The following is a 14,336-nucleotide window of genomic DNA, read 5'->3' on the forward strand; positions in this document are numbered from 1 at the left end:
GAGGCTTCGGCAAGCTCAGTCGCCTCGCGTGGTTCCGGTGGCTTCGACAGGCTCAGCCACCTCGTGCGCAGTGGTCCCTGAGCCTGTCGAAGGGTGGTCCCTGAGCTTGTCGAAGGGTGGTCCCTGAGCCTGTCGAAGGGCGCGGATGAGAGGCTGGGGGAGTGACCCCCCTTCTCGAGCACGTTCCCGTCGGCGCCGATGCGGATGCCGCGTACCTGGGCTTCGTCGAGTGGGCGGGCTCGCGAGGGCTCACGCTTTACCCCGCGCAGGACGAGGCGATCATCGAGATCGTCTCGGGCGCGAACGTGATCCTGTCGACCCCGACCGGCACGGGCAAGTCGCTGGTGGCGGTCGCCGCGCACGCCGCCGCCCTCTCCCGCGGCGGGCGCACGTATTACACCGCGCCGATCAAGGCCCTCGTGAGCGAGAAGTTCTTCGCCCTCGTCGACATCTTCGGCGCCGAGAACGTCGGCATGGTCACGGGCGATTCGTCGGTCAACTCCGACGCTCCGATCATCTGCTGCACCGCGGAGATCCTCGCGAATCTCGCCCTGCGGCAAGGGGCCGACGCGAACGTCGACCAGGTCGTGATGGACGAGTTCCACTACTACGGCGAGGCCGACCGCGGCTGGGCCTGGCAGGTGCCGCTGCTGCTGCTGACCCGCGCGCAGTTCATCCTCATGTCGGCCACCCTGGGAGATGTCACCGAGATCGCCGACGACCTCTCGCGTCGCACCGGCCGGCCCACCGCGCGGGTGACAGGTGTCGAGCGGCCCGTGCCGCTGCACTTCGAGTACGCGCGCACGCCCGTGCACGAGACGGTGCAGGAGCTGCTCGACACGAAGCAGGCGCCGATCTACGTCGTGCACTTCTCGCAGGCCGCGGCGATGGAGCGCGCCCAGGCGCTGTCGTCGATCCGCATCATCGGTCGCGAGCAGCGCGACGAGATCGCCGAGGCGATCGGCGGCTTCCGCTTCACGACCGGCTTCGGCAAGACGCTCTCGCGCTACGTGCGCGCGGGCATCGGCGTGCACCACGCCGGCATGCTGCCGCGCTACCGCCGCCTGGTCGAGACACTCGCCCAGCGCGGTCTTCTGCGCGTGATCTGCGGCACCGACACCCTGGGCGTCGGCATCAACGTGCCGATCCGCACCGTGCTCATGACCGCGCTGACCAAGTACGACGGCACGCGCATGCGCCAGCTCTCGGCGCGCGAGTTCCACCAGATCGCCGGTCGCGCGGGCCGCGCGGGCTACGACACCGCCGGAACCGTCGTCGTCATGGCGCCCGACCACGAGATCGAGAACGCCGCGCAGATCCTCAAGGCCGGCGACGACCTCAAGAAACAGAAGAAGATCGTGCGCAAGAAGGCGCCGCAGGGCTTCGTCAACTGGACCGAGCAGAGCTACGACCGCCTCGTCGCCGCCGAGCCCGAGCCGCTGCAGCCGCAGATGAAGCTGAGCGCCGCGATGCTCATCAACGTCATCGCCCGCGGGGGCGACGTGTTCGGCAACGTCCGCTCGCTCGTCTTCGACAACCACGAGTCGCGCGCCCGCCAGTACGAACTCGCGCGTCGAGCCCTCGCGATCTTCCGCACCCTCGTGCAGGCCGGTGTCGTCGAGGCGGATGCCGACGGCATCCACCTCACCGTCGATCTGCAGCCGAACTTCGCGCTCAACCAACCCCTCTCGCCGTTCGCGCTCGCCGCGATCGAGATGCTCGACCCCGAGGTCGAGCTCGGGAGGGCTCCGGATGCCGTGCCGGCGGCGTCGTCGGTGGGCACGGGGCACTACGCGCTCGACGTCGTCAGCGTCATCGAGTCGACCCTCGACGACCCGCGCCCGATCCTGTCGCAGCAGCAGTTCCGCGCGCGCGGCGAAGCCGTGGCGGCGATGAAGCGCGAGGGCATCGAGTACGACGAGCGCATGGAGCTGCTCGAGGAGATCACCTGGCCGAAGCCCCTCGACGAGCTGCTCGCACAGGCGTACGAGGTGTTCGCCTCGAGCCAGCCGTGGATCCGCGACTTCGAGCTGTCGCCCAAGTCGGTCGTGCGCGACATGTACGAACGCGCGTGCTCGTTCGGCGAGTACGTCTCGCTGTACCAGCTCGCCCGCAGCGAGGGTCTCGTGCTGCGGTACCTGAGCGACGCGTTCCGCGCGATCCGCCAGACGGTTCCGGTCGATGCGCAGACCCCCGACCTGCTCGATCTCATCGCGTGGCTCGGCGAGGTCGTGCGTCAGGTCGACTCGAGTCTCGTCGACGAGTGGGAGCAGCTGATCAACCCGGCCGACGATCCCACGGCTCCGGTGGTTCCGCCCGCTCCGCCGTCGATCCTCACCAACCGGCGCGCGTTCGGCGTGCTCGTGCGCAACGAGATGTTCCGCCGCGTGCAGCTGGCCGCTCTCCAGCGCGACGACGAGCTCGTCGAACTCGACCCCGACGTCGACTGGCCCGCATCCCTCGACGCCTACTTCGACGAGCACGACGAGATCGGCACCGGGGGAGCGGCGCGCTCCTCGGCCCTCGTCGTCATCGACGAGTCGTCCGCTGCGGACGGCGTCTGGCGCGTCGAGCAGATCATCGACGACCCCGCCGGCGACCACGACTGGCGCATCCGCGCCGAGGTCGACCTCGCCGCCTCCGAGGAGGAGGGCACGGCGATCGTGCGCGTCACCGAGGTGATCCGCCTCTAACCCGCGGTTCCCCCGGTGGGGCGCCGACCGACGACGCGGCGGAGCACCAGACCGACCACGGCGACCACCACGGTCGTCACCAGTGGCGGCACGATGATCTCCGGCATGGTGGATGCCGAGACGAAGACGCGCGCACCGAGATCGGCCATACCCGGCAGATCACGGGCGAGCACTCGCGTCCCCGCGGCCGAGGACAGCGCCGTCGTCAGAGCCGGGACCAGCCACACCAGCACGAGTCCCACGAGGCCCGTCAGCACCCGCCCGATGGTCGAGACACCCGTCCAGACGATCGCAAGGCCGACGAGAACCGGGGAGACGTACGGCAGCACCGGCAGCAGGGCCTCGAACGGAGAGGTGTACGAGAACAACGGGAAGAGGAACGTCGCGAGCCACGATCCCCCCGCCGCGGCCCCGACCACCAGGCCGAGACCCGCGCCGGCGCGCGGCGCGGCGGCGAGGAGGACGCAGGCGACCCACGCCGTGAGCGCGGCCAGCACGGCCACGGCCGTCAGCAGCACCAGGTAGAGCACCGACTCGTCGCGGTCAACAGCTCTTGCTCAGCCTCAGAGAACGGGATGACCGTCGTGAGCTCCGGCATTTCCGTATACGGCAGACCCGCGCACATGACCATGCCGGCGCGCTCTACGAAGCCCTTCGCCTTCAAGCGGTCCTCCTCCGGGAGGGCGCTCAGGTCGGCCATGGTGTGCGAAATCATCGCCGTGCCGACGCCCACCTGACGGTTGAGTCGGGTGAGGAAGTCCACGCGGTCGACGATGCCGTTTCCGGCGCGCAGGGCGCGCCACAGCTCGTCCATGATGACGAAGTAGTGCCGTCGGGGTTCCAGGCCAGCGTCCGCGAGGACGTTGGCGATGTTCACCGTCGCGAAGCCGTTCGACCAGCACGCGAGCAGCGTGGCCGCGCGCAGATCGCCCTCAGCCTCACCGATCGCGGAAATGTCGTAGACCACCGGACGGTCGAGCGCCATGGGGTTCGTCGTGTGGTGCGAGAACACCCCGCCGAGGCGACCGCTACCGGTCGCCAGGGCGAGCAACGACGCTTCGAGGCCACGCGTAATCTCCTGGTACTTGTCGAAGTCGCCGCGGTCGACGGCCACCTGTCGCAGCTCCTCCGGGCCTTTCTGCACGACGGCCAGCAGATCACCGAGCACCGGGATGCCTTCCATGTTGCGATCGAGCACGCGGAGGGCCTGGTCGATGATCGACTCCTCGACGTCGGTCGGCGGCGACTTGCGCTGGATCGTCAGCAGGGACGACACCATCGCCAGGCGGCGACCGTGGGCGTCTTCCAGTACCTCGTTGGCTTTTTTCTGGAAACCGGCCTCGATGAGGCGCAGAGCGGCCTCCTTGGCCTCGCCGGGGTCGAGCACGTTGAGGTATCCGCGCCCGCGGCCGAGGGTGATGACCTGACCGCCGAGCGCGCGGATGACCTCCACGTAGTCGGGGCGCAGATCGCCCAGCACGAGGGGCTGCACGCCGTAGCCGGCGAGTCCCGACGCCATGCGAGCGATGACCGTCGACTTGCCGAGCCCGGGCTTACCGAGCACGAACACAGACGGGTTGCTGATGAGCTTCGCCCGCTGGAACCACGAAATCGGGTCGGCGCAGAGCGTCGCCCCCGTGTGAATGTGGCGACCCAGCGGCACGCCCACCATCGGCGTACCGGCGCCGATCGCGTACGGCCACAGGCCGCACGTCTGCACCGTCGTGCCGCGCCACTCCGGGACGGGCTGTAGGTACGTCGACGAACCGCCGCCGGGGCCGCTCCACCCGCGAGAGGTGAGCGACCCACCGGACGCGCCCGCGCCCGTGGCGGTGTTCTTGCGCCCGGTGCGGACGAAGACGAGCGCACCCACCACGACGAGCAGGATCAACCCGCCCAACGCGAGCAGCGCGATCAGATCAGGGCTCATCAGATTCCCTCCCTCAGCATCGCCGGGACAGCTACGTGCTTGGTCAGCACGAGCCCGAGGGGCAGAGCCGCGGCGAAGGCGCTGTCCTGTGACCCGCACACCGGGCGCAGCCGCAGCCGAGCGGTCGCGCCGAGGTTGTCGACCGCCGCGCGAGCGTCGGCCTCCTTGCTCGGGTCGATTACAGTCGCGGTCACGAGGATGCCGAAGTTCACCAGGCCCGCGCCCGATGCCTCCTCCGACTCCGTGGCCTGAGCCGAGCGCAGCGCGAGCGAGTCGCGCGCCGCCGGCTTCCGGGTTGTTTGCTGTCCAAGACTGCGACCGCCCGCGTCCGAGCGCGTCCTTGGTGTTGGTCACCTTGCCGGTGTTGTCGTAGGCGTAGGCGGATGCGTTCCCGTTGGCATCCGTCACTACCGTTCGACCGAACGAGTAGGCGAAGGTGGTGTCAATGCCCGGCTGTTGCGCGACCTTCGTCACACGGTGTGAGGAGTCGTACGTGAACGTCACCGTCGTCGTTGCCCCGGCGGCCCCTGCGACGGGGAACACCATGGTGGAGATGCGGCCGGTGGCGTTGCTGCAGTACCGAGCGGGTGGTCGCCGCCGTCTGCACGATCGCGACGACCTGAACGATCACGAGCCCGCCCAGCGCGGCGAATGATCGGGCCAGGCCCGGACGCGACCGGCGCGCGCGGGCGATGATCCCGGCGAAGACGCCCCCGACGACGAGCAGCACGATGATCGTCGTGATCGCGTACTGACTGTAGGGCAGCATCACGAAGGGCCCGACCTTCGCGGGATCCTGCCCCTCGCCCAGGTTCTGCAGCGGCAGGAACGGCCCGGTCAGCAACCAGGGCAGCAGACCCGCCACGCCGCCCGCCGCCCCAGCAGCACGAACCACGCAGTGCCCGTTCGTCGGCGCAGGTCGGTGTCGTCGTCCATGAGGCCCCCGTCTCGGTCGATGCTCCGACGCTATCGGAGCGACGCGGGCGCATCGTGTCGCCGAGCCGTCGCCGCCACCTGGCACGCGCGGCGGCGGCCTTCTCCACAGTGGGCGATCGGGTGCATTCGTGCACAGTCTCACGACAGCTGCCCGCGGGCAGCCCGCACCGTGATCTACAGTCGGGGCATCTCATCGTGAAAGGACCGGGCCATGGAGACGATCCCCCTGCTGTCGACAGCGATCGGATTGCTCGTCACCGGTTCGGCGACCATCCTCGGGGGCACGAAGTGGATGATCGGTCGTGTCGGACACCGCACCGACGCGCGCTTCGCCGAAGTCGGCGCACGCTTCGACCAGATGGACGCGCGCTTCGACCGGATGGACGCGCGCTTCGATCGGATGGACGAGCGCATGGACCGGGCCGATGCCCGTTCCGCAATCCATGACGAATCCCTCGTCGGCCTCAAGCTCGACCTCGCGCGCTTCGAAGCGCGCACGGACGAGCGCTTCGTCGCCGTGGGCGCGCGCTTCATCGCCGTGAGTGAATCCCTCGCCGAGATCCGAACGACGGTGGCCCGCCTCGAGGGCCCCCACCCGCCGTTCCTCATCGCGCGCGGGTGAGCGGCGAAGCCGGGGGAACCCGCGCACGAACGACGGATGCCGAGGCCCCGGGGCCCCGGCATCCGGTCTCTTCTGCGTGTGTTACGACTTGCGGGCGACGCGGTTCTCGGCGCTGACCATCCACGACAGCTGCTCGAGGCGCTCGAGCACACCGTGCAGGATGTCGGCGCTCGTGGGGTCTTCGTCGTCGACGTCGTCGTGCACCTCGCGGACGGTGCCGACCGTCGCGTCGAGACGCTGGGTGATGAGGTCGATGACCTCCGACGTGTCGACCTCGCCCTGGGGGAACTCCGGCAGGGTGGTGGTCTCGGCGATGGTGTCGCTGCGGCCGTCGGGCAGGGCGTGCAGAGCGCGCATGCGCTCGGCGACCTCGTCGCTGAACTCACGTGCGGCGTCGATGATCTCATCGAGCTGCAGGTGCGTGTCGCGGAAGTTCTTGCCGACGACGTTCCAGTGGGCCTGCTTTCCCTGGATCGACAGCTCGATCAGGTCGACGAGCACGGCCTGCAGCGAGTCGGTCAGCTTCTCCGACGCCTGGAAGCCCTTCTCGGCGTTCTGCTCGTCGGTGGTCTCGGGACCGCTGCCTCCGCGCGCGGGGCGACGACGGTTCTTGGTGGGGGCGTCCTTGGTGGTAGTGGACATGCGCGTTCCTTTCACTCACGGTCGATATCGACGCTAGGCGCGACGCACGCACTCGCAGCGGGGGTTGCGGGGGTTGCGAAGCCGGGGTACCGCCGATCGCCCCTAGCCGTTCACCCGGGGATCGACAACCCCGGCTCCGTGCCGCCGCCGCGTTCCTAGCGTGAGAGTCGTGCCATTGCATCCGCCCTCGCCCTCTCGCCCCCTTCGCGACTACGCCGCGATCGGCGATGGCCGCACGGTCGCCCTGATCGGCCTCGACGGCTCGGTCGACTGGTTGCCGCTGCCCAACATCCACTCGCGGCCCGTGTTCGCGCGCCTCGTCGACGAGTCGTCCGGCGGCTGCATCGAGCTCGCCCCGGTCGGGGAGTACACCGTCACCCGTCGTTACATCCCGCGCACGAACGTGCTCGAGACGACGTTCACGACCGACACCGGGGTCGCCACGGTCACCGACGCGATGGTCACCGGCATCGCCGGTCGCCTGCCGTGGGCGGAACTCGCCCGCCGCGTCGACGGCGTGAAGGGCGAGGTCGAGTTCGCTTGGTGCGTGCAGCCCGGCACCATGCTGCGCTCCGCCGCCCCCTGGACAGAGCGCATCGACGGCTTCTCGATCATGCGCATCGGCCACGTGTCGCTCGCAGTGACGGGTCACGAGCACGGTCTTCACGGTGATCCGGATGCCGGGAACGAGAGTATCGACGGCGGTTTCACGACCGAGAAGGGGTCGCGTCACCTGCTGGTGATCGCCGCGACCGAGGGGGAGCCCTTGCGCGTCCCCGACGCGCAGAACGTCGACCGCGGGATCGACCGCACCATCGGCGGCTGGGAGATGTGGTCGGACGAGTTCTCGTACGACGGTCCCTGGGCCGACGACGTGCAGCGCAGCGCCCTCGCCCTCAAGCTCCTGCTGTTCAGCCCGACCGGTGCGATCGCGGCCGCGGCGACGACGTCGCTGCCCGAGAACCCGCGTGGGGGGAAGAATTGGGACTACCGCTACGCCTGGGTGCGCGACCTCGCCTACACCGCGCACGCCTGGGTCGGTTTCGGCCTGCGCGAAGAGACGCACGCCGCGATCTCGTGGCTGCTGCGCACGATCCGCAAGAACGGCCCCGAAGTACAGGTGATGTACACCCTCGACGGCGACGCCGAGATCGGGCTCGAGAAGCACCAGGTGCCGGGATGGAACGGCAACCAGCCCGTCGTCACCGGCAACCCCGCGCAGGGGCAGCTGCAGCTCGGCGTCTACGGCGACCTCATCGCCCTCTGTCGCACCTACGTCGAGGCCGGCAACCGCCTCGACATCCAGACCGGGCGTCTGCTCGCCGACGTCGCCGACCGCACGTGCGACCTGTGGCGTCTCGAGGATTCGGGCATGTGGGAGCTCCCCGAGCTGCGGCATTACACCTCGTCGAAGATGGGCTGCTGGAAGGCGCTCGACGATGCGCAGTGGCTCGCCACCGGCGGCCACATCCCCGACAACGGCGACCGCTGGCGCGCCGAGCGTGACCGCATCCATCACTGGGTCGGGGAGCACTGCTGGTCGGAAGACCTGCAGACCTACACGCTCGCCCCCGGCAGCGAAGACCTCGACGCCTCGGTGCTGCTGCACGCTCCGACGGGCTTCGACCGGGGCGAGCGCATGTCGAAGACGGTGGATGCCATCACCGAGCGCCTCACGACCGAGAACCACCTCGTCTACCGCTACACCGGCATGGACCAGGAGGAGCACACCTTCGTCGCGTGCGCCTTCTGGCGGGCGACCGCCCTGGCCTGCGTCGGCCGGCACGCCGAGGCGATCGAGGCCATGGATTCCCTCGTCGCCCAGGGCAACGACGTCGGGATCTACTCCGAGATGATCGCCGAAGACGACGGCGCCTTCTGGGGCAACCTCCCGCAGGCACTCAGCCATCTCGCCCTCATCAACGCCGCCCTCGTCATCCGCGAGGTGGTCGACCCCGCCGACCTCGGCGGTCACTGATCCTCCACCGGGGCCTCCGGTCCCGGCATCCACCCCCCCCTGAAAGGACTCGCCATGAGCACGCAGTACACGTTCACCGACCCGTCGAAGCTGTACGCCGACATCGACCCGCAGTCGCAGGACCAGAAGGAGCCCGGCCTCGACGCCGAGCTGACGCCCAAGGCCAAGTTGGGTGAGGACACCTACGTCGGCACCGAGCGCCTCAAGGGCCGCAAGGCCCTGATCACGGGCGCCGACTCGGGCATCGGTGCCGCCACCGCGATCGCCTTCGCCCGCGAGGGCGCCTCGGTCGCGATGTCGTACCTGCCGCAGGAGAAGGAGGATGCCGACCGCATCGCCGGGATCCTCCGCGAAGCCGGTGCCACGGTCGTGCAGATCCCCGGCGACCTGCGCGAGCGCGAGTACGCCCGCACGCTCGTGAAGGAGGCGGTCGAGGGCCTCGGCGGCCTCGACATCGTCGTCAACAACGGCGGCAAGCAGATCTTCAACGAAGACGTCACCACCCTGACCGACGAGCAGTTCGACGACACGTTCAAGACCAACGTCTACGCGATGTTCTGGATCTGCAAAGAGGCCGTGCCGCACCTGAAGCCCGGTTCGACGATCATCAACACGACCTCGATCCAGGCCTACTCGCCGGCGCCGATCCTCGTGGACTACGCCTCGACCAAGGCGACCATCAACACCTTCACGAAGGCGCTCGGTCAGCAGCTCGCCCCCAAGGGCATCCGCGTCAACGCCGTGGCTCCCGGCCCCATCTGGACCCCGCTCCAGGTCACCGACGGTCAGCCCGACGAAAAGGTCGACGAGTTCGGCGAGGAGACCCCTCTCGGTCGCATGGGCCAGCCGGCCGAGCTCGCCCCGGCGTACGTCTACCTCGCTTCGGCGGAGTCGAGCTACGTGATCGGCGAGACGCTCAACGTCAACGGCGGCATGCCCACGCCGTAAGCGTCGTGCGCAGAGAGGGCCGTCGTCCGGGGTTCGGACGGCGGCCCTCCGTCGTTCGCGGAGCGCAGGTGGCTGAGCCTGTCGAAGCCTCCGGTCCCTTCGACGGGCTCAGGGACCTCGCTCCGGCAGATGGTGCGAAGCGGGGCGTAGGTGGCTGAGCCGGTCGAAGCCTGCGGTCCCTTCGACGGGCTCAGGGACCTCGCTACGGCAGGTGGTGCGGGGCGGGGCGTAGGTGGCTGAGCCTGTCGAAGCCTCCGGTCCCTTCGACGGGCTCAGGGATCTCGCTCCGGCAGGTGGTGCGGGGCGGGGCGCAGGTGTCTGAGCCTGTCGAAGCCTCCGGTCCCTTCGACGGGCTCAGGGACCTCGCTCCGGCAGATGGTGCGAAGCGGGGCGTAGGTGGCTGAGCCTGTCGAAGCCTCCGGTCCCTTCGACAGGCTCAGGGACCTCGCTCCGGCAGATGGTGCGAAGCGGGGCGTAGGTGGCTGAGCCTGTCGAAGCCTCCGGTCCCTTCGACGGGCTCAGGGACCTCGCTCCGGCAGGTGGTGCGGGGCGGGGCGCAGGTGGCTGAGCCTGTCGAAGCCTCCGGTCCCTTCGACGGGCTCAGGGACCTCGCTCCGGCAGGTGGTGCGGGGCGGGGCGCAGGTGGCTGAGCTCGTCGAAGCCTCCGGTCCCTTCGACGGGCTCAGGGACCTCGCTCCGGCAGATGGTGCGGGGCGGGGCGCAGGTGTCTGAGCCTGTCGAAGCCTCCGGTCCCTTCGACGGGCTCAGGGACCTCGCTCCGGCAGGTCAGTCGGTGAGCGGCTTGCGGTAGAAGATCTCGCCGTCGGCGGTCTCTTCGGTGCGGTGATAGCCCTCGCGCTCGTACAGGCGCTGGTTGGCCTCGCTGAGACCGCCGGTGAAGAGTTCCGCGGTCGTCGCCCCTTCATCGCGGCCGCGCTGCTCGACGGCCGCCAGCAGCGCCGAACCGAGCCCCGCGCCCTGCTGGTCGGGCGCGATCGCGAGGCGGCCGATCAGCAGCAGCTCCCCGTCGCGGCGCGCGCGGACGGCTCCGACGATGCGGTGTGCGTCGACCGCGACGCACCCGAGGTTCTCGACGAGCTCCGCCCGCAGCTCTTCGAGCGTCTGGGTGAGCGGCGGCATGTCGGGGTCGCCGTAGATGAGCGCCTCGCTCGCGAAGGCGGCGCGTTGAATGGTCAGCACCTCTCCCGCGTCGTCGGTGGTGATCGGACGGATGGTGGGCGCGTCGGCCATGGTCGTGTCCTTCTGAGGGATGTGAGGCTGCGGGTTAACTATCATGGGCTTCGGTGCCGCGTCATTCGGGTGAACGGTATCTCGCACCATGAATGACTTCTACGACACCTCGGTCCGCACGGACGACATCGCCGCGACGGATGCGTGGCTGCGCGCGCAGTACGGTCACGTCGACCTGCAGGCCGACGACGCCGTCTACGCCGAGCGTCTCGTCGGCGACGGCGCATTCGCACTGCGACGACTCGAGTGGGATTCCCGCGTCGATCTGGCCTACGAATCCGACCGCTTCTACGTGTGCAGCTCGACGCCCGGGTACGCCTGGCGGATCGGTCGCTGGGACGGGGAGTTCAGCGTCGCTCCGGGTGTCATCCAACCCGGCGACGAGTTGCGCGCCCTCGCCGACCACTGCCGTCTCGACGTCGTCTCGTTCGATGCCGAACGACTGACGCAGACCGCGTGCACCATCTACGGTGACGACGAGCTCACCGTCCGCTTCGCCGGTACCGACCCCGTCTCGCCGCGCCTGCGCGACTATTGGCTGGCGACCCAGCGATGGGCCCTGACGCAGCTGCCGGTCCTCGCGGAACCGCTCGTGCGGGCGCACGTGTACCGCGCGTTGTCGGTCGCGGCGCTCGAGAGCTTCGCGTTGGTCGGCGATCCGCGCGAGCGACGCGCGTCGGCCGCGGCCCAGGCGTCGATCTACAACGCCGCCGCCGCGTGGATCGACGATCACGCCTCGCTGCCGGTCACGGTCGACGACGCCGCTCGCGCCGCGGGCACCTCGGTCGACGGGCTTCGTCGCGCGTTCGCCGCCAACGGGCAGGTCGTCGAGTCGCCCGAGGGCTACCTCGAACTCGCCCGCCTCAGCGCCGCGCACGCCGACCTGCTCGATGCGCACGCCGACGAGACGAGCACCGAGCAGGTCGCTGCGCGATGGGGCTTCGGCGATCCCGCCGTGTTCGCCACCGCGTACCGAGCGGCTTACGGCGTCTCGCCGCGCACGACGCTCGAACGCTGACCGCTCAGCGATCGCGGTCGGTGTACTCGCCGGGGTCGCTCACGTCTTCGTCGTCGCGGTCGCCGCTGGGCAGCTGCACGTCGGTGTAGGCGCCCGCCTCGTCGGCACGCGGACGAGAGGCGCTGCCGTCGGCGTTCTCGCGGTCGACGTACTCGCCGGGCTGGTCGGCGCTGCCGCGATCCGCGGTGCCATCGGGCAGTTGCACGTCGGTGTACTCGCCCTCGCCGGGTCCGGTGCCGTGTGCGCCCGCATGTCCGTCGGCGTGGTCGCCGTCGTGGCCGGGAACGTGGTGATCAGCCATAGCCGCCTCCTCGGGGTCGTGGTGGAATCGACGGTAGTCCCCGGATGCCGCGTGCCCGAGGCTCTTGACACGCGTTCTGCCGTGCGCCGTCGACGGTGTCAAGGGCGTGGGCCGGATCGCGGACGCCGGGCAGGGTGGAGACATGCCAGCTCTCGCCATCATCCTCGTCATCGTCGGTCTCGTGCTGCTGTTCCTCGGCGTCTTCGTCGAGGCGGTCAAGTTCCTGCTGTGGATCGGCATCATCATCCTGATCATCGGTGTGATCGCCGCCCTCATGCGCTTCATCCGCCGCAAGGCCTGACGCTCCGCGTCTACCACGCCGCCCCTCGCGACACTCGTCGCGGCGGGCGGCGTTCGTTCGTTCAGGCGGTGAAGAGATCGCGCGCCCGCGGCGGGTGCTGCGCCGCGACGGCCTCGAGCGCGGGTCCGAGCTTGTCGTGGCGGAACGCGAAGCCGGCCTCCTGCAGGACGCGCGGCACGGCCCAGCGGCTCTTGAGCACGAGCTCCGGCTCGTTGCGCAGCACGGCCATGGCGGGATCGAGCATCCAGCGGAAGGCGGGCAGACCGAACGGCGCACGCGCGATGCGCCGCAGCTCGCGCATCAGCGTGCGGTTGTCGCTCGCTTCCGGGGCCGACAGGTTGACAGGACCGGCGAGATCCTCGCGATCGCGGAGGAACCGCACCGACCCCACGACGTCGTCGATGTGGATCCAGCTGAACCGCTGGCGGCCCGAGGTCCGGTGCCATCCCGAAAGGGTCGGGCCCGTGGGGTGCGCGCCGATCGCGCGATAGCGGCGATGCGGGAACCACCAGCTGTCGATCTGCGGCCCGCCGAGTCCGAGGCGGGCCAGGGCGAACAGCATGCGGGTGGCGGGGCCGTCGCCGAGCACGATCGCCATGCGCAGGGCGACCCTCCGGGTGCCGGGGAGGTCGCCGTCGAAGAACGCGCGTTCCCAGCTCGTGGCGACATCCACCGAGAACCCCTCGCCGATGATGCCGTCGACCTCGTCGTTGCCGCTCTCGGTCTCGTGCCGGTAGATCGTCGCGGTGGAGGCGTTCATCCACACGCGGGGTGGTCGCCGGGCGGCGCTCACGGCGCGGTGCAACGATCTCGTCGTGTCGACGCGCGAGCGCAGGATCTCGTCGCGGTTCGCGTCGGTGTACCGGCACGACACGATCTTTCCGGCGAGGTTCACGAGCACGGCGGCGCCGTCGACCGCGCGGGCGATGGCCGCGGTGTCGCCCCAGACGATCGGCCCCGACCGACCGACCGTGACCACCTCGTAGCCGTCGTCCGCGAACGCCGCGCGGAGCGCTCCGCCCACGAATCCGCCCGCCCCGGCGATCACGACGCGGGGCCGGTCGGGCGCCTCGCCCGGCATCACGCGGTGCGCATGCGCCGCGGTCTCAGCGTCGGCACCGTCTGCTTCGATCATGGTTTCCCGCATCCTCTCGCCGGGTCGATGCTAGTGAGGCCGTGACCGTGCGCGTCATCGCGACCGAGAGGTGCCATGCGATGGGCATGATGAAACGGTGAATGCCCACGAGCAGGACAGCTGGATCACCCTTCCCGCCCCCGTCGCGTACGACGCCCTGGTCGAGCCGCCCTATCGCGACCCGAAGCTCAAGCCCGGCGCACAGGCGGTGTCGGCCTTCGCAGCCGCCCTCGAGGTCGGCAACAGCGCCTCCTCGTTCACGGTCAACCTCAACCAGTTCAGCGTCGAGTGGGGGTACGCCGCCGTGCGCCTGCCCTCCGCCGCGCCCGCGCTCATCGTCGAAACCACGCGCGCTCGGGCCGAGACCCCGCTGCCCGCTCTGCCCGAGGTCGGGCGCTCGGCCGATGTCACGCGCACGACCAACGGGACCTCCTACGGCATCGCCGGAGGCGTCTTCGTGGTGCTGGCGGCGACCGCCTTCCTGTTCGTGGGGCGGTGATCGGGCGCGGCTGATCTCCCTCGACAGGGGGAGGCGACGGGGCGTGAGAGATCCGTAGCGTGGAGGCATCCCCACCCCCCCC

At 69.9% G+C, this 14,336-nt stretch carries 14 protein-coding genes and 1 pseudogene; 7 read left to right on the forward strand and 8 right to left on the reverse strand.

Annotation, left to right across the window (positions count from 1 at the left end; genetic code table 11):
- The first annotated feature begins 161 nt into the window (after nucleotides 1–161).
- A complete protein-coding gene (locus tag LPW41_RS13670; RefSeq protein WP_144832846.1) occupies nucleotides 162–2,693 on the forward strand; it encodes an RNA helicase in 2,532 nt (843 codons plus the stop codon).
- Here LPW41_RS13670 and LPW41_RS13675 read toward each other — a convergent pair.
- From LPW41_RS13675 to LPW41_RS13690, 4 genes and pseudogenes are all read right to left on the reverse strand, one after another.
- Nucleotides 2,690–3,223 carry a hypothetical protein gene (locus LPW41_RS13675; protein ID WP_230705127.1) on the reverse strand — a complete coding sequence of 178 codons (534 nt, stop codon included), beginning with the start codon at nucleotides 3,221–3,223 and terminating at the stop codon, nucleotides 2,690–2,692. The genes LPW41_RS13670 and LPW41_RS13675 overlap by 4 nt on opposite strands.
- Entirely contained in the window at nucleotides 3,202–4,623 is a 1,422-nt protein-coding gene (locus LPW41_RS13680) for an ATP/GTP-binding protein (RefSeq protein WP_230705128.1), read from the reverse strand. Before LPW41_RS13680 ends, LPW41_RS13675 begins: the two co-directional genes overlap by 22 nt.
- A pseudogene (locus LPW41_RS13685) lies at nucleotides 4,623–4,916 on the reverse strand (SCO6880 family protein); the annotation flags it as partial. The gene LPW41_RS13680 and the pseudogene LPW41_RS13685, both read right to left, overlap by 1 nt.
- 149 nt (nucleotides 4,917–5,065) lie before the next feature.
- Nucleotides 5,066–5,488, reverse strand: coding sequence for a hypothetical protein (locus tag LPW41_RS13690; protein ID WP_230705130.1), 423 nt, complete (start codon nucleotides 5,486–5,488; stop codon nucleotides 5,066–5,068).
- A gap of 282 nt (nucleotides 5,489–5,770) precedes the next feature.
- On the opposite strand from LPW41_RS13690, the gene LPW41_RS13695 reads away from it, so the two are divergent.
- Nucleotides 5,771–6,181: a response regulator gene (locus LPW41_RS13695; RefSeq protein ID WP_144832891.1), complete on the forward strand. Its 411-nt coding sequence runs from the start codon at nucleotides 5,771–5,773 to the stop codon at nucleotides 6,179–6,181.
- 81 nt (nucleotides 6,182–6,262) lie between these two features.
- On the opposite strand, the gene LPW41_RS13700 is transcribed toward LPW41_RS13695, so the two are convergent.
- Complete coding sequence (locus tag LPW41_RS13700; protein WP_144832893.1) at nucleotides 6,263–6,823, reverse strand: Dps family protein; 561 nt, start codon at nucleotides 6,821–6,823, stop codon at nucleotides 6,263–6,265.
- 169 nt (nucleotides 6,824–6,992) lie between these two features.
- Between LPW41_RS13700 and LPW41_RS13705 the strand changes: the two genes are divergently transcribed.
- Nucleotides 6,993–8,801, forward strand: coding sequence for a glycoside hydrolase family 15 protein (locus LPW41_RS13705; RefSeq protein ID WP_230705131.1), 1,809 nt, complete (start codon nucleotides 6,993–6,995; stop codon nucleotides 8,799–8,801).
- Between the two features lie 54 nt (nucleotides 8,802–8,855).
- On the forward strand, nucleotides 8,856–9,749 hold the full coding sequence (locus tag LPW41_RS13710; protein WP_144785800.1) for an SDR family oxidoreductase: 894 nt from the start codon (nucleotides 8,856–8,858) through the stop codon (nucleotides 9,747–9,749).
- Nucleotides 9,750–10,535: 786 nt separating this feature from the next.
- On the opposite strand, the gene LPW41_RS13715 is transcribed toward LPW41_RS13710, so the two are convergent.
- Nucleotides 10,536–11,000 (reverse strand): GNAT family N-acetyltransferase, encoded by a 465-nt coding sequence (locus tag LPW41_RS13715; RefSeq protein ID WP_144832895.1) that lies wholly within the window; start codon nucleotides 10,998–11,000, stop codon nucleotides 10,536–10,538.
- An 88-nt stretch (nucleotides 11,001–11,088) separates the two neighbouring features.
- Between LPW41_RS13715 and LPW41_RS13720 the strand changes: the two genes are divergently transcribed.
- On the forward strand, nucleotides 11,089–12,018 hold the full coding sequence (locus LPW41_RS13720; protein WP_144832897.1) for a helix-turn-helix transcriptional regulator: 930 nt from the start codon (nucleotides 11,089–11,091) through the stop codon (nucleotides 12,016–12,018).
- A gap of 4 nt (nucleotides 12,019–12,022) precedes the next feature.
- On the opposite strand, the gene LPW41_RS13725 is transcribed toward LPW41_RS13720, so the two are convergent.
- Nucleotides 12,023–12,319, reverse strand: coding sequence for a hypothetical protein (locus tag LPW41_RS13725; RefSeq protein ID WP_144832899.1), 297 nt, complete (start codon nucleotides 12,317–12,319; stop codon nucleotides 12,023–12,025).
- A 142-nt stretch (nucleotides 12,320–12,461) separates the two neighbouring features.
- On the opposite strand from LPW41_RS13725, the gene LPW41_RS13730 reads away from it, so the two are divergent.
- Nucleotides 12,462–12,620 carry a hypothetical protein gene (locus LPW41_RS13730; RefSeq protein WP_186325499.1) on the forward strand — a complete coding sequence of 53 codons (159 nt, stop codon included), beginning with the start codon at nucleotides 12,462–12,464 and terminating at the stop codon, nucleotides 12,618–12,620.
- Between the two features lie 61 nt (nucleotides 12,621–12,681).
- Here the strand turns inward: LPW41_RS13730 and LPW41_RS13735 are convergent, their stop codons facing one another.
- The gene (locus LPW41_RS13735) at nucleotides 12,682–13,701 is read right to left on the reverse strand and encodes an epimerase (RefSeq protein WP_230705191.1); all 1,020 of its coding nucleotides are present in this window, start codon (nucleotides 13,699–13,701) and stop codon (nucleotides 12,682–12,684) included.
- Nucleotides 13,702–13,852: 151 nt separating this feature from the next.
- On the opposite strand from LPW41_RS13735, the gene LPW41_RS13740 reads away from it, so the two are divergent.
- Nucleotides 13,853–14,254: a hypothetical protein gene (locus LPW41_RS13740; protein ID WP_230705132.1), complete on the forward strand. Its 402-nt coding sequence runs from the start codon at nucleotides 13,853–13,855 to the stop codon at nucleotides 14,252–14,254.
- The last annotated feature ends 82 nt before the right edge of the window (nucleotides 14,255–14,336 follow it).

Origin of the sequence: Microbacterium sp. JC 701 (assembly GCF_021026215.1) — a bacterium.
Taxonomy (GTDB): Bacteria; Actinomycetota; Actinomycetes; order Actinomycetales; family Microbacteriaceae; genus Microbacterium; species Microbacterium algihabitans.

Excerpts from the sequence above, each read along its gene's own strand:
- LPW41_RS13700 (WP_144832893.1), bottom strand. The coding sequence starts at position 6,823 with ATGTCCACTACCACCAAGGACGCCCCCACCAAGAACCGTCGTCGCCCC.
- LPW41_RS13695 (WP_144832891.1), top strand. The coding sequence starts at position 5,771 with ATGGAGACGATCCCCCTGCTGTCGACAGCGATCGGATTGCTCGTCACC.
- LPW41_RS13725 (WP_144832899.1), bottom strand. The coding sequence starts at position 12,319 with ATGGCTGATCACCACGTTCCCGGCCACGACGGCGACCACGCCGACGGA.
- LPW41_RS13715 (WP_144832895.1), bottom strand. The coding sequence starts at position 11,000 with ATGGCCGACGCGCCCACCATCCGTCCGATCACCACCGACGACGCGGGA.
- LPW41_RS13735 (WP_230705191.1), bottom strand. The coding sequence starts at position 13,701 with ATGCCGGGCGAGGCGCCCGACCGGCCCCGCGTCGTGATCGCCGGGGCG.
- LPW41_RS13710 (WP_144785800.1), top strand. The coding sequence starts at position 8,856 with ATGAGCACGCAGTACACGTTCACCGACCCGTCGAAGCTGTACGCCGAC.
- LPW41_RS13680 (WP_230705128.1), bottom strand. The coding sequence starts at position 4,623 with ATGAGCCCTGATCTGATCGCGCTGCTCGCGTTGGGCGGGTTGATCCTG.
- LPW41_RS13730 (WP_186325499.1), top strand. The coding sequence starts at position 12,462 with ATGCCAGCTCTCGCCATCATCCTCGTCATCGTCGGTCTCGTGCTGCTG.
- LPW41_RS13720 (WP_144832897.1), top strand. The coding sequence starts at position 11,089 with ATGAATGACTTCTACGACACCTCGGTCCGCACGGACGACATCGCCGCG.